Below are 12,867 nucleotides of genomic sequence, written 5' to 3'. Positions count from 1 at the left end.
CCTTCGGGTTCCGGGCCGCTCGCGGTTGGTTCAGACCGCCTCGGACAGCGGCGTCGCGTCCCCCCGGCTCCGATCGCGCCGGTCCCGGAGCGACGAACGGGCCGTACTGCTCGGCTCCGACACCACGCCGTTGCGCTGGCGCCACACCTGGCGCGTGATCCAGACGTCCACCACGCTCCAGGTGGCCACCACGGTGGAGGCCACCGCGGTGATGGTCATCGGGAAGGCCAGCCATGCGCCCGCAACCGTACAGAGGAAGGCCACCACGGCCTGGATGAGCGTCACCGAGGTGAGCATCACGGCCCGTACCGCTGCGTTGCGCACCGGATCCGGCATCCGCCGTCGACCCCGCTCCTCCTCCACCCACAACTGACGCGCCGACCGCGCCTCGTGCTCCATTGTTCCGTCACTCCCCACCACTGACCGACTTCAGGAGTCACTGCCCGTCTTGAGCGTCTTTACGCGGACAGACTCCTCCCCGTACCCATTGACGCATGCGAGGGCGAAAAGGTTTCATCCGGGCCCGGCCAAACGGACCCGCCGCCTTGCGGAACGAACAGTTCCAGCCATCTGGGCAGGTCGGACAAACGGCGCACCATCAAGTGTCCTGCGCCACAGTGGCCGATCTCAACTCCCGCAATACCGGGACATCTCATGATCAACGCTCACTCGACAGGCTGAAAATCGCCCGGATGTGCCTTAGGGATGGTCGTGATGCAGTAGTAGGCTCACGCCGCCATTTGTTCAAAATCGAGGTTGACGCCGCGTGTTGACGCCGGGCGTCGTGAACGGCCTCCGTGGCGCACGGAGGCCGAGCTGGGGGAGGCCATGCGCTTTCGCGGGAAGTCCATCCGCAGGAAGATCGTGGCGTTGCTGCTCGTACCGCTCGTCTCCCTCACCGGGCTGTGGGGTTTCGCCACGGTCCTGACGGGCCGTGAGGCCGACCAGCTCCTCGACGTCGGCTACATCGTGGAGAAGGTCGGCTACCCCCTGGAGGACACCGCCCGGGTCATCCAGCTCGAACGCCGCCAGTCCCTGATCTACCTCGCCGACCCACGGGGCTCCGACGCCCTCGCCTCCCTCCGCGAGACCCGCCGCGCGACCGACCGACAGATCGCCCGCATCCGCGCCAACGCCGCCGACCTCGGCGTGCGCGACGAGATGCCGCCCGTCACCTCCCAGCGCCTCTCCTCCCTCCTCGAAGCACTGGATGGCCTCGCCTCGCTGCGCCGCTCCGTCGAGAACCGAGGGATCGGCCGCATGCAGGCCCTGGAGTTCTACAACCGGCTCGTCGACCCCTGTTACAGCTTCCTCATCACCCTCCACGCCCTCGAGAACGTGGAGATGGACAAGCAGGGGCGCGCCCTCGTCGGCATCACCCGCGCGCGCGAGCTCCTCTCCCGCGAGGACGCCCTCGTGCTCTCCGCGCTCGTCTCCGACCGCATCACCGCCCAGGAGATCCGCGCGATATCGAACCTCGTCGCCCAGCGCGAGCAGTTCTACGAGGTCAACCTCGAACTCTTGCCGACCACCGAGCGCGAGCGCTTCGAGCAGTACTGGCGCAGCCCCGACACCGAGCCCCTGCGCACCGCCGAGAACGCGATCATCGAGGCGGGCGCCACCGACAGTCCGCGGGTCATCACCGCCGCGCGCTGGCAGGACGAGGCGAGCCCCGTCCTCGACGACCTGGCGCGCGAGAACACCGCCGCCGGCGACCGCTACCAGGACCGCGTCCAACCCGCGGCCTACAGCGTCCTCCTCAAGGCCGGCATCGCCGGTGTCCTCGGTTTCCTCGCACTGCTCGCCTCGATCGTCATCTCCGTCCGCATCGGCCGCTCCCTCATCCGCGACCTGCGCCGCCTGCAGAAGGAGGCCCAGGAGGTCTCCGGCGTCCGTCTCCCGAGCGTCATGCGGAGGCTGGCCGCGGGCGAGCAGGTGGACGTCGTGACCGAGGTGCCGCACCTCGCCTACGGAGAGGACGAGGTGGGCCAGGTGGGCCAGGCCCTCAACACCCTTCAGCGCGCCGCCGTCGAGGCCGCCGTCAAGCAGGCGGAGCTGCGGCGCGGCGTCTCCGAGGTGTTCGTCAACCTGGCCCGCCGCAACCAGGTCCTGCTCCACCGCCAGCTCACCCTCCTCGACACCATGGAGCGGCGTACGGAGGACACCGACGAACTGGCCGACCTCTTCCGGCTCGACCACCTCACCACCCGCATGCGTCGGCACGCCGAAGGCCTCGTCATCCTGTCCGGCGCCGCCCCCTCCCGCCAGTGGCGCAAGCCCGTCCAGCTCATGGACGTGGTCCGCGCCGCCGTCGCCGAGGTCGAGGACTACGAGCGGATCGAGGTGCGCCGGCTGCCCCGCCTCGGCGTGGGCGGTCCCGCCGTCGCCGACCTCACCCACCTCATCGCCGAGCTGCTGGAGAACGCCACGGTCTACTCGCCGCCGCACACCGCCGTGCAGGTGCTCGGCGAGCGCGTCGCCAACGGCTTCACCCTGGAGATCCACGACCGCGGCCTCGGCATGACCCCCGATGCCCTGCTCGACGCCAACCTCCGGCTCGCCGAAACACCCGAGTTCGAGCTCTCGGACACCGACCGGCTCGGTCTCTTCGTGGTCAGCCGACTCGCCCAGCGCCAGAACGTCCGGGTCTCGCTCCAGACCTCCCCGTACGGAGGAACCACTGCGGTCGTCTTCATCCCGGCTGCGCTCCTCACCGACGCGCCCGAGACCCAGGGCGCCGGGTTCCGCCTCGACCGCAAGCCCCTGGAGCAGCACACGGGCCGGAACGAGGACGCGTCGTCCGACGGCGACGCCCTGCCCCTGCGTCGACCGACCCTCACCAAGGTCCCCGACGCGGCCGGGGCGTCCGGTCCGTTCGGCGGCCCCGTGGAACTCGAAGCCCCTTTGGGCTCGGATGACTTCGACGCGCTCCTCGACCGCTCGGCCGACCTCCTCGACTCCGACAGCGAGCGCGGCGGCCTGTTCCGCCCCCGGGACGCGCGCCGCACCGGCGTCGCGCCCGCCGGGGAGCAGCACGAGCAGGCCCCGGACCGCACGGCGGACCGCGACGGGCCGGAGGCGTCCGGGGACGGCACGCTGCTCGGTCCGGTACCGCTGCCGCGCCGCCGCACCCCGACGCTCGTCGTGGACCACGGCCGTCGTCTCGACGGACCGGACCGTGTGCACCCGCAGCACGACCGGCCCGGTCTTGCCCAGGGCGCCCGGCGCGGTTCCCCGTCGGGCGGCGGGCCCACCCTCGTCCCCGTACCGGCGGAGCGCCCCGTCTCGGCGGAGCGTCCCGGGCCGGCCGATGGGCCCGATCCGTCGGAGGACACGGACCCGTTCGGCGGTCTCCCGCGTCGCGTTCGCCAAGCCAGCCTCGCGCCCCAGTTGCGCGAGACCGGGAGCCCGGCCGGTTCCCGCACCGGTTCCGGTACCCGTGAACCGTCCGACGGGGCCGGCTCCTTCGAACGCGACGCCGAGGAGGTCCGCGCCCGCATGGCCGCCATGCAGCGCGGCTGGCAGCGCGGTCGACGGGACACCGTCGACCCGCACGAACCGACAGCACCAGGAACGACACCCGAGGGGGACGGTCGATGACCGCACCGAACGCCGCAGCGCACAGCACGACTTCCGGGCACGGCACCGGCAACGGAGAGCTGAACTGGCTTCTCGACGAGCTGGTGCAGCGCGTCGGGTCCATCCGGAAGGCCCTGGTGCTCTCCGGTGACGGGCTCCCCACCGGTTCCTCCCAGCAGCTGACCCGGGAGGACGGCGAGCACCTGGCGGCCGTGGCCTCCGGGTTCCACAGCCTGGCCAAGGGAGTGGGCCGCCACTTCGAGGCGGGCAAGGTCCGTCAGACGGTCGTCGAGCTGGAGGACGCCTTCCTCTTCGTCACGGCCGCCGGCGACGGCAGCTGCCTGGCGGTGCTCGCGGACGCCGACTCCGACGTCGGCCAGGTCGCCTACGAGATGACGCTGATGGTGAAGCGGGTCGGGGCCCACCTCGCAACGGCCCCCCGGACCGGTCTGCCCTCGGGAGGATGAGTGGGACGGCATGAGTGACGACGCCGAGCTGAACCGGTCGATGCGGCACCGCACCGCCGCTCACCACCACTGGTTCGACGACGAGGCCGGACCGGTGGTGCGTCCGTACGCGATGACCCGCGGCCGGACGAGCGTCGCCGGCCGTCACCGGCTCGACCTGATCGCACTGGTCGTCCCCGAACCCGCCGCCGATGACCCCGGCCGGGACCAGACGCTCTCCCCGGAACACGTGGAGATCGTCGAGCGCTGCTCCGAGCAGCCCCAGTCGGTCGCCGAGCTCGCCGCCGGACTCGATCTTCCCATCGGGGTGGTTCGGGTCCTGATCGGCGATCTCGTCGAGGACGAACTCGTTCATGTGACCCGCCCCGTTCCGCCGGCCGAGCTGCCGGACGTGAGCATCCTTCGCGAGGTGATCAATGGTCTTCGGGCGCTCTAGCCGCACCAAGCCGTACGTCGAGCCGATGACCCTGAAGATCCTGGTCGCGGGTGGGTTCGGGGTGGGCAAGACGACCTTGGTGAGTGCGGTCAGCGAGATCAGACCACTCCGGACCGAGGAGATCCTCAGCGAGGCGGGCCGTCCCGTCGACGATCTGCACGGGGTCGAGGCCAAGACGACCACCACGGTCGCCATGGACTTCGGCAGGATCACGCTCCGCGAGGACCTGGTCCTGTACCTCTTCGGCACCCCGGGGCAGGACAGGTTCTGGTTCCTGTGGGACGAGCTGGCCCAGGGAGCCCTGGGCGCCGTCGTCCTCGCGGACACCCGCCGCCTGGAGGACAGCTTCGCGGCCATCGACTACTTCGAGCGGCGCGGCATCCCGTTCACGGTGGCCGTGAACTGCTTCGAGGGCGCCAGGCGCTTCTCGGCCGAGAGCGTGCGGGGCGCCCTCGACCTGGACCCCGAGGTGGAGCTGCTGATGTGCGATGCCCGGGACCGCGAGTCCGTGAAGAACGTCCTGGTAGCGGTCGTGCAGCACGCCCTCGTCCTTGCGGACCGGAGTCCGGCCGTCACGACGTGACGGCCGGTGCGCGCCGGGGCCCCGGGCATCGGCGGACCCCGGTCAGCGCACCACCACCACCGCCGAACCGTGTCCGAACAGGCCCTGGTTCGCGGTGATGCCGACGCGCGCCCCCGGCACCTGTCGGTCGCCGGCGGCACCGCGCAACTGCCAGGTCAGTTCGCAGACCTGGGCGATGGCCTGGGCGGGGACCGCCTCCCCGAAGGAACCGAGGCCCCCGCTGGTGTTGACCGGCAGCCGCCCGCCGAGGGCGGTGGTGCCGTCCCGCAGCAGTTTCGCGCCCTCGCCCGGTGCGCACAGTCCGATGTCCTCGTACCACTCCAGCTCCAGGGCGGTGGAAAGGTCGTACACCTCCGCCACGGACAGGTCCTCGGGGCCGATGCCGGCCTCCTCGTAGGCGGCGCGGGCGATCGAGGCGCGGAAGGCGTGCGGGGAGGGGAGGACGGTCGCGGCCGAGTCGGTCGCGATGTCCGGGAGGTCGAGCACCGCCTTGGGGTACGTGGGGGAGACCGTGGACACCGCCCGCACCCGGACCGGGTCCCGGTGCCCGTGCTGCCGGGCGAATTCCATGCTGGACAGCACGAGGGCGGCACCGCCGTCCGAAGTGGCGCAGATGTCGAGGAGCCGCAGCGGATCGGCGACGACGGCGGACGCGGCGACCTCCTCCGCGGTGACCCGGGCGCGGTAGCGGGCCAGCGGATTGAGTGCGCCTGCGGCTGCGTTCTTGACCTTCACCCGGGCGAAGTCCTCGACCGTGTCGCCGTACAGCGCCATCCGGCGGCGCGCGTAGAGCGCGAAGTAGGCCGGGTTGGTGGCCCCGAGCACCCGGAACCGCAGCCAGTCCGGATCCTCGGGACGTTCGCCCCCGGCCGGGGCGAGGAAGCCCTTCGGAGTGGCGTCCGCGCCGACGACGAGGACCACGTCGGCGAGGCCTGCCAGGATCTGGGCACGGGCCGTCCCGATGGCCTGGGCGCCCGAGGCACAGGCCGCGTACACGCTGGTGACCCGGGTTCCCTGCCACCCGAGCGCCTGGGCGAAGGTCGCGCCCGCCACGTATCCGGGGTATCCGCACCGCATGGTGTCGGCGCCGACGACCGATCCCACCCGGCCCCATTCCAGGCCGGCGTCGGAGAGTGCGGCGCGGGCGGCGGCGGTCCCGTACGAGACGAAGCTCCGGCCCCACTTCCCCCAGGGATGCATTCCGGCTCCGAGCACGGCGACGTCGTTCACGACCGTCCCTCCCGCTCCCGGCGGGCGACCGGCCGCCAGTTCCAGGTGGTCCACACGTGCTGGTCGTCCTCGTTCAGGACGCCGGGCACCACCTCGACCTCCGTCCCGACGGCGAGGTCGGCCGTCGACACGCCCGGCGCCGCCTGGCCGAGGACCACCATCGCCTCGGCCGCCAGCTCGACCGCGACGAGGACGTACGGCTTCCAGGGCGCGTCCGGGTCGGAGACGTACGGGGCGGGCGGGCGGTACCGGCCGTCGGTGTACGACCAGACTCGGCCGCGGGGCGAGAGCGGGACCTCGACCAGTTTCCCGCCGCCCGGGCAGCCGGGGTTGCGGCAGTCGTCGTCCGCACGGGGGAAGAAGACCGAGGTGCAGGCCGTGCACCGGGTGCCGAGCAGTCGGAACTCCGCCTCCGGCGCGGTGTCTTCGGTGAACCAGCCGGCCACCACCGGTCTGCGCGTCCGTGTCATCGAGGCCTCCCGTACCACCGAGCACCACACTTCTGACGATCCGTCAGAAGTGTGGCACGGTGGCCGTGGCCAGGGGAAGGGGCGGCGTCGGCCGTCCCGCGGCCCGAGCCCCCGGGGTCAGTGCCCGGCCACCGACCTCCGCGCCACCGGGAAGTCGAAGAAGGTGTCGGGGTAGGGCTCGGGCTCGAACGTGAAGTGCCACCACTCCTCGGGCAGGTTCACAAAGCCCTGCTCGGCGAGCACGCCCCCGAGCAGTTCCCGGTTGGCCCGCTGCACGCCCCGGATCCGCGGATCGTCGGTGTGCGAGCGGAGGTCGAAGCAGTCGTATCCGGTCCCCATGTCCACGGAGTTGTCCGGGAACCGTTCCGCCCGGGGCGCCCAGCACTCCACCAGTTCCTCTCCCGGCACGTACGCGCGGGTACCTGCCGCCGGCAGCCGCACGACCGTCAGGTCGACCGTCGAGCCCCGACTGTGCCCCGACCTCTCCGCGATGTAACCGTCCGCGAACAAGCTCGACTTGGCGACGAGCGGATAGAACTCCTTCTTCATCCGCTCGTCCCGCAGGTCCCCTGCCCACCGCACGAAGTGGTCCACGGCCCGCTGCGGCCGGTAGCAGTCGTACACCTTCAGCGCGTATCCCCGTGCCCGCAGCCGGGCCTGCGCGCGGTGCAGCGCTTCGGCCGCCGGACGGGTCAGGAGGCACAGCGGCTGCGCATAGCCGTCGACCGGCTCGCCGACGAAGTTGTGTTCCGTCGCGTACCGGACCTCCCGGAGGATCGTCCGGTCCACGGAGCCCAGGTCCACGAACTCCCGGGGCGCCCTCGGCTCCGGGGCGGCCGGGGCAGGGGCGAGGGCGCCCGTGACGGCGAGGAGCCCGGCGGCCGTGGTCGTGGCGAGGGAGCGAAGGGCGGAAACGAGTCCGGTCATGTGGGTTCCCCATCCGTTCCGGCAGCGCGGTGGAACGACGATCGCATACGGTCGGGCCGTGAAGGACTCCCACTGCTCCGCCTGCGGCGCGGCGCACCCGGCCGACGCCGGCTGGCCCCGCACCTGTCCGGCCTGCGGACACACCGCCTACCGCAACCCGTTGCCCGTCGCCGTCGCCCTGGTGCCCGTCACCAGCGGACCGAGCGCCGGCCTCGTGGTCATCACCCGCACCATCGAACCCGAACGGGGAGGCGTCGCCCTGCCCGGCGGCTTCATCGACCACGGCGAGGACTGGCGGGCCGCCGTGGCTCGCGAGCTCCGCGAGGAAACCGGCATCGGAGCCACCGCCGATCAGGTCCGCCTCGCCGACGCGATGAGCTCCCCGGCCGGCCACCTGCTCCTCTTCGGCCTCCTGCCGCCCCGCCCGGCCGCCGAACTGCCCCCTTCCTCGGCGACGGACGAGACCAGCGGCCACCACCTGATCACGGGCCCCGAACGGCTGGCCTTCCCGCTCCACACCGAGGCGGTCCGGAAGTGGTTCGCGGGGGAGTACGACCGGGGGGTGCCGGGCTGAGGGCCGCCCATCGCGGAGGTCTCAGCCGCACCGGACCCGGACCGGCAGTCCGACCTCCTCCACCCCCTCGTCCCCGACGCGTTCGACCACCACCCGGCCGCCCACCAGTCGCGACTGGTAGCGCTCGATCTCGGCCGGCTCCCAGCCGTCCCCGGTGTCCCGCACGACGAGTCCACCGCCCGTCCGCCCCGCGGCGGGCGCCCACACCTCCAGGGCCAGCTCGCCGTCCTCGCCCCGTACGGGAAGCACGGCTCCCGCCCGGGCCAGGACGGGCACCCTGGACAGCGGCGCGTCGAGCAGGACCTGCCCCGGCCCCTCGTGCGCACGCCCGGTCGCCGTGTCGTACCAGCGTCCGCGCGGCAACCGCACCGCCCGCCCGTCCGCTCCCGGTGTCAGCACCGGTGCCACGAGCAGCGCGTCACCCAGCAGGAACGCGTCCTCGCAGTCGCGCAGCAGCCGGTCCTCGGGCGCCCCCCACCACAACGGACGGACGTACGGCGCGCCCGTCATCCGGGCCAGTCGGGCCAGGGTCGCGAAGTACGGGTGCAGCCGTTCGCGTTCCAGCAGGGCCGCGCGCGCGTGCTCCAGGACCTCGGGGCCGAACTCCCACGGTTCGCGCCGCCCCGCGTCGATCGCGGCGTGCGTACGGAACAGGGGCAGCCACGCCCCCAGCTGGTACCAGCGGAGGAACAGCTCCGGCGACGGACTGCCGTCGAACCCGCCCACGTCCGGCCCCGAGTAGGGGACCCCGCACAGACCGAGACCCAGCACCAGGGAGAGCGAGGCCCGCAGCCCCGGCCACCCCGTCGACACGTCGCCGGACCAGGTGCCGCCGAACCGCTGCATCCCGGCCCACCCGGAACGCGAGAAGAGGAACGGCCGCTCGTCCGGCCGCAGCCTGCGCAACCCCTCGTACCCGGCCCGGGCCATCCCGAGCCCGTAGACGTTGTGCGCCTCCCCGTGGTCGCCGCCCCGCCCCTCCAGGGCGTGCCGCGCCGAGCGGGGCAGCGTCGGATCCCCGAAGGGAACGAAGGACACCGGCTCGTTCATGTCGTGCCACACCCCCGAGAAGCCCTGGCGCAGCCGCTCCTCGTACAGACCGCCCCACCACTCCCGCACCGCCGGATCCGTGAAGTCCGGATAGGCGCACTCACCGGGCCACACCACCCCGTGCACCTCCTGGCCCCGTGCGTCCTTCACGAAGGCACCGGCCGCCACCCCGCCGTCGTACACCGGGTCGCCGGGTGCCACCTTGACCGCCGGGTCCACGATCGACACCAGGCGCACGCCCTGCTCCCGCAGTTCCTCGGCGAGCCCCGGCAGATCGGGGAACCGCTCCCGGTCGACCGTGAACACCCGGTGCCCGTCGTAGTGGTCGATGTCCAGGTGCACCGCCGACAGCGGCAGCCCCCGCTCCCGGTACCCGGCGACCACGCGCCGTACTTCCCCGGCGCTGCCGAAGCCCCAACGGGCGTGTTGCGGCCCGAGCGCCCACGACGGCGGCAGCGCGGGAGCACCCGTCAGCGCCGCCCAGCCGTGCAGCACGCGTGCGGGGGAGCCGACGACCACCCAGCAGCGCAGCGGCCCGCCCGTCATCCGGACCTCGCTGGTTCCCGGCCGGTCGTGCCCCGACCCCGCTCCCTCCTCGCCCTCGGCCAGGGTCACCCGGCCGTCCCAGGTGTTGTCGTGGAACGCCAGGTGCGTACCGGCGTCCGAGACCACGAACTGCACGGGCATGGTCAGGTAGAGCGGATCGTCCCCCGGTCCGAAGCCCCCCTGCGGATCGGTGTTCCACAGCCGGTACGAGCCGTCCCGCAGGCGCGGCCCCGCCGACCGTCCGCCGAGGCCGAAGAACCGGGCGTCGGCCGGCACCTCGCTGCGCTGCACCCATCGCGCGACCCCGCCCCCCGCCGGAGCTCCCGCACCGCCACCGGCTCCCGCTTCGCCGCCACCCGCCGGCTCCCACCAGCGCGGCGGCAGGTCCCGGCGCAACAGCACCCCGCCCGGAGTCCGCAGCTCGACCGCCCCGTGCCGGGAAACCGTCACCGTCACCCGCTCCGACACGATCCGCCACCCCCCGTCGGTGTCCGGTTCGAGGGATGCCCGTGGATCGGGTTCGGGTGCCTCGCCCGCCAGGGCGTACGAGGGCAGCGGCGCGGCCCCGTCCCAACCCCAGAACACGGTGCCCCCCGCCGACACGCAGATCTGCAGCGAGGACCGGGCGAAGCGGACGGTCCCCCCGCCGGGTGCCGCCTCCGCCTCCACCGCCACCCCCGGCACCCTGGCCCGCTCGGCCCCCCTCGGCGGCAGCCCCCACGCGTCCGTGCGTCGCTGCCGCCATGCCGACCGCACCGCCCGCAACCCCTGCACCGAACCGAACACCTTCATCGAACGCACCAGTCCCCGACCGTCCATGCAGCTCACCCTGCCATCCGCCGGGGGCCGAACCGGCTCCGTTCAGCCGTCGTTCACCCGTGGTGGGAGCACATGTTCAACTACCCGACCATGGGGCGGCAGACCTGGTGCGAAAGAGGATCACATGGCATCGTCCTGTCAGCCGCGTCACGCGCACACCCCAGCACGTGCGCGCGACACACGCAGACCCGCGTACAGCCAGGGAGCCGCCCCAAATGACATCAGCAGCGCCGTCCGAGCCGCTTTGGCAGCCGGACGAGGAACGCATCGCCACGGCCGCCGTCACCCGCTTCCAGGCCTGGGCCGCTGAGCACCACGGCGCCCCGGCCGAGGGCGGGTACCCAGCGCTCCACCGCTGGTCGGTCGAGGAACTCGAAGCCTTCTGGGAGGCGGTCGTCGAGTGGTTCGACATCCGCTTCTCCACCCCGTACGAGCAGGTCCTCGGAGACCGCTCCATGCCCGGTGCCGAATGGTTCCCCGGGGCCACCCTCAACTACGCCGAGCACGCCCTGCGCGCTGCCCACGAGCGTCCTCACGACACCGCCCTGCTGCACGTCGACGAGACGCAGGAGCCCACTCCGATCACCTGGGGCGAGCTCCGCCGCCAGGTCGGCTCCCTCGCTGCCGAACTGCGCGCCCTCGGCGTGCGCCCCGGCGACCGGGTCAGCGGCTACCTGCCCAACGTCCCGCAGTCCGTCGTGGCGCTCCTCGCCACCGCGGCCGTCGGCGGCGTGTGGACCTCCTGCGCCCCGGACTTCGGTGCCCGCAGCGTCCTCGACCGCTTCCAGCAGGTCGAACCGGTCGTCCTCTTCACCGTCGACGGCTACCGCTACGGCGGCAAGGAGCACGACCGGCGCGACACCGTGGCGGAGCTGCGCGCCGAGCTCCCCACGCTCCGCGCCGTGGTCCACATCCCGCTCCTCGGCACCCCGGCCCCCGAGGGCACCCTGGCCTGGTCCGACCTCGTGGCCGCCGACGTCGAGCCGGTCTACGAGCAGGTCCCCTTCGCGCACCCGCTGTGGGTCCTGTACTCCTCCGGGACGACCGGCCTGCCGAAGGCGATCGTGCAGTCCCAGGGCGGCATCCTCGTCGAGCACGTCAAGCAGCTGGGCCTGCACTGCGACCTCGGTCCCGAGGACGTGTTCTTCTGGTACACCTCCACCGGCTGGATGATGTGGAACTTCCTCGTCTCCGGTCTCCTCACCGGCACGACCGTGGTCCTGTACGACGGCAGCCCCGGCTATCCCGACACCGCGGCCCAGTGGCGCGTCGCCGAGTGCACCCGCGCCACCCTGTACGGCACCTCGGCGGCGTACGTGATGGCCTGCGCCAAGGCCGACGTCCACCCCGGGCGCGACTTCGACCTGTCCGCGGTGAAGTGCGTCGCCACCACCGGCTCTCCGCTGCCCCCCGACGGCTTCCGCTGGCTCCACGACGAGGTCCGGGAGGACCTGTGGATCGCCTCCGTCAGCGGCGGCACGGACGTCTGCTCCTGCTTCGCCGGTGCCGTGCCCACGCTGCCCGTCCACATCGGCGAGCTCCAGGCGGCCGGCCTCGGCACGGACCTCCAGTCCTGGGACCCTTCGGGGAAGCCCCTGGTCGGCGAGGTCGGCGAGCTCGTCGTCACCAACCCCATGCCCTCCATGCCGATCCACTTCTGGAACGACCCCGACGGCAGCCGCTACCGCGACAGCTACTTCGAGATGTTCCCCGGCGTCTGGCGCCACGGGGACTGGATCACGATCACCGACCACGGCTCGGTCGTCATCCACGGCCGCTCCGACTCGACCCTGAACCGCCAGGGCGTCCGGATGGGGAGCGCCGACATCTACGAGGCGGTCGAACGCCTTCCCGAGATCCGGGAGTCCCTGGTCATCGGCCTGGAGGAGCCGGACGGCGGCTACTGGATGCCGCTCTTCGTGCACCTCGTGGAGGGCGCCACCCTGGACGAGGAACTGATCGCCCGCATCAAGCGGACGATCCGCTCCGAACTCTCCCCGAGGCACGTGCCCGACGAGATCATCGAGGTCCCGGGCGTCCCGCACACCCTCACGGGCAAGCGCATCGAGGTCCCGGTCAAGCGCCTCCTCCAGGGCACCCCGCTGGCCAAGGCCGTCAACGCGGGTTCGGTCGACGACCTCGGCCTCCTGCACTTCTACGAGAACCTGGCGGCCAACCGCCGCAAC

General features: G+C 72.5%; 11 protein-coding genes. 7 read left to right on the top strand and 4 right to left on the bottom strand.

The window, feature by feature from the left end:
* The 5 genes from ACFW2Y_RS29750 to ACFW2Y_RS29730 all read left to right on the top strand — a co-directional run.
* A partial coding sequence (locus tag ACFW2Y_RS29750) for a hypothetical protein (protein ID WP_384885328.1) occupies positions 1-373 on the top strand: 373 nt, incomplete at its 5' end.
* A gap of 455 nt (positions 374-828) precedes the next feature.
* On the top strand, positions 829-3,600 hold the full coding sequence (locus ACFW2Y_RS29745; protein ID WP_384885326.1) for a nitrate- and nitrite sensing domain-containing protein: 2,772 nt from the start codon (positions 829-831) through the stop codon (positions 3,598-3,600).
* On the top strand, positions 3,597-4,046 hold the full coding sequence (locus ACFW2Y_RS29740) for a roadblock/LC7 domain-containing protein (protein ID WP_384885325.1): 450 nt from the start codon (positions 3,597-3,599) through the stop codon (positions 4,044-4,046). Before ACFW2Y_RS29745 ends, ACFW2Y_RS29740 begins: the two co-directional genes overlap by 4 nt.
* A gap of 10 nt (positions 4,047-4,056) precedes the next feature.
* Positions 4,057-4,482, top strand: coding sequence for a DUF742 domain-containing protein (locus ACFW2Y_RS29735; protein ID WP_384885324.1), 426 nt, complete (start codon positions 4,057-4,059; stop codon positions 4,480-4,482).
* Positions 4,463-5,065, top strand: coding sequence for an ATP/GTP-binding protein (locus ACFW2Y_RS29730; RefSeq protein WP_384885323.1), 603 nt, complete (start codon positions 4,463-4,465; stop codon positions 5,063-5,065). Before ACFW2Y_RS29735 ends, ACFW2Y_RS29730 begins: the two co-directional genes overlap by 20 nt.
* A gap of 42 nt (positions 5,066-5,107) precedes the next feature.
* Here ACFW2Y_RS29730 and ACFW2Y_RS29725 read toward each other — a convergent pair whose 3' ends face one another.
* The 3 genes from ACFW2Y_RS29725 to ACFW2Y_RS29715 form a co-directional block, all read right to left on the bottom strand.
* Positions 5,108-6,295 (bottom strand): lipid-transfer protein, encoded by a 1,188-nt coding sequence (locus ACFW2Y_RS29725; protein ID WP_384885321.1) that lies wholly within the window; start codon positions 6,293-6,295, stop codon positions 5,108-5,110.
* Positions 6,292-6,765, bottom strand: a complete 474-nt coding sequence (locus ACFW2Y_RS29720) for a Zn-ribbon domain-containing OB-fold protein (RefSeq protein ID WP_384885320.1) — start codon at positions 6,763-6,765, stop codon at positions 6,292-6,294. The genes ACFW2Y_RS29725 and ACFW2Y_RS29720 overlap by 4 nt, the downstream gene beginning before the upstream one ends.
* A gap of 117 nt (positions 6,766-6,882) precedes the next feature.
* The gene (locus tag ACFW2Y_RS29715; RefSeq protein ID WP_384885318.1) at positions 6,883-7,692 is read right to left on the bottom strand and encodes a M15 family metallopeptidase; all 810 of its coding nucleotides are present in this window, start codon (positions 7,690-7,692) and stop codon (positions 6,883-6,885) included.
* Between ACFW2Y_RS29715 and ACFW2Y_RS29710 the strand changes: the two genes are divergently transcribed.
* Positions 7,691-8,266: an NUDIX domain-containing protein gene (locus ACFW2Y_RS29710; protein WP_384885316.1), complete on the top strand. Its 576-nt coding sequence runs from the start codon at positions 7,691-7,693 to the stop codon at positions 8,264-8,266. The genes ACFW2Y_RS29715 and ACFW2Y_RS29710 overlap by 2 nt on opposite strands.
* A 21-nt stretch (positions 8,267-8,287) precedes the next feature.
* Here the strand turns inward: ACFW2Y_RS29710 and ACFW2Y_RS29705 are convergent, their stop codons facing one another.
* Positions 8,288-10,681, bottom strand: coding sequence for a glycoside hydrolase family 31 protein (locus ACFW2Y_RS29705; protein WP_384885314.1), 2,394 nt, complete (start codon positions 10,679-10,681; stop codon positions 8,288-8,290).
* 215 nt (positions 10,682-10,896) lie between these two features.
* Here ACFW2Y_RS29705 and ACFW2Y_RS29700 point away from each other — a divergent pair.
* The coding region (locus ACFW2Y_RS29700) for an acetoacetate--CoA ligase (protein WP_384885312.1) at positions 10,897-12,867 on the top strand (1,971 nt) is incomplete at its 3' end.

The sequence above is a fragment of the Streptomyces sp. NPDC058877 genome (assembly GCF_042742855.1).
GTDB lineage: Bacteria > Actinomycetota > Actinomycetes > Streptomycetales > Streptomycetaceae > Streptomyces.
Note: the sequence above shows the minus strand (reverse complement) of the source record. Positions and strands in the feature narration are given on the sequence as shown.

Coding starts and splice junctions, on each gene's coding strand:
- ACFW2Y_RS29745 (WP_384885326.1), top strand. CDS start 829: ATGCGCTTTCGCGGGAAGTCCATCCGCAGGAAGATCGTGGCGTTGCTG.
- ACFW2Y_RS29740 (WP_384885325.1), top strand. CDS start 3,597: ATGACCGCACCGAACGCCGCAGCGCACAGCACGACTTCCGGGCACGGC.
- ACFW2Y_RS29735 (WP_384885324.1), top strand. CDS start 4,057: ATGAGTGACGACGCCGAGCTGAACCGGTCGATGCGGCACCGCACCGCC.
- ACFW2Y_RS29730 (WP_384885323.1), top strand. CDS start 4,463: ATGGTCTTCGGGCGCTCTAGCCGCACCAAGCCGTACGTCGAGCCGATG.
- ACFW2Y_RS29720 (WP_384885320.1), bottom strand. CDS start 6,765: ATGACACGGACGCGCAGACCGGTGGTGGCCGGCTGGTTCACCGAAGAC.
- ACFW2Y_RS29710 (WP_384885316.1), top strand. CDS start 7,691: ATGTGGGTTCCCCATCCGTTCCGGCAGCGCGGTGGAACGACGATCGCA.
- ACFW2Y_RS29715 (WP_384885318.1), bottom strand. CDS start 7,692: ATGACCGGACTCGTTTCCGCCCTTCGCTCCCTCGCCACGACCACGGCC.
- ACFW2Y_RS29705 (WP_384885314.1), bottom strand. CDS start 10,681: ATGGACGGTCGGGGACTGGTGCGTTCGATGAAGGTGTTCGGTTCGGTG.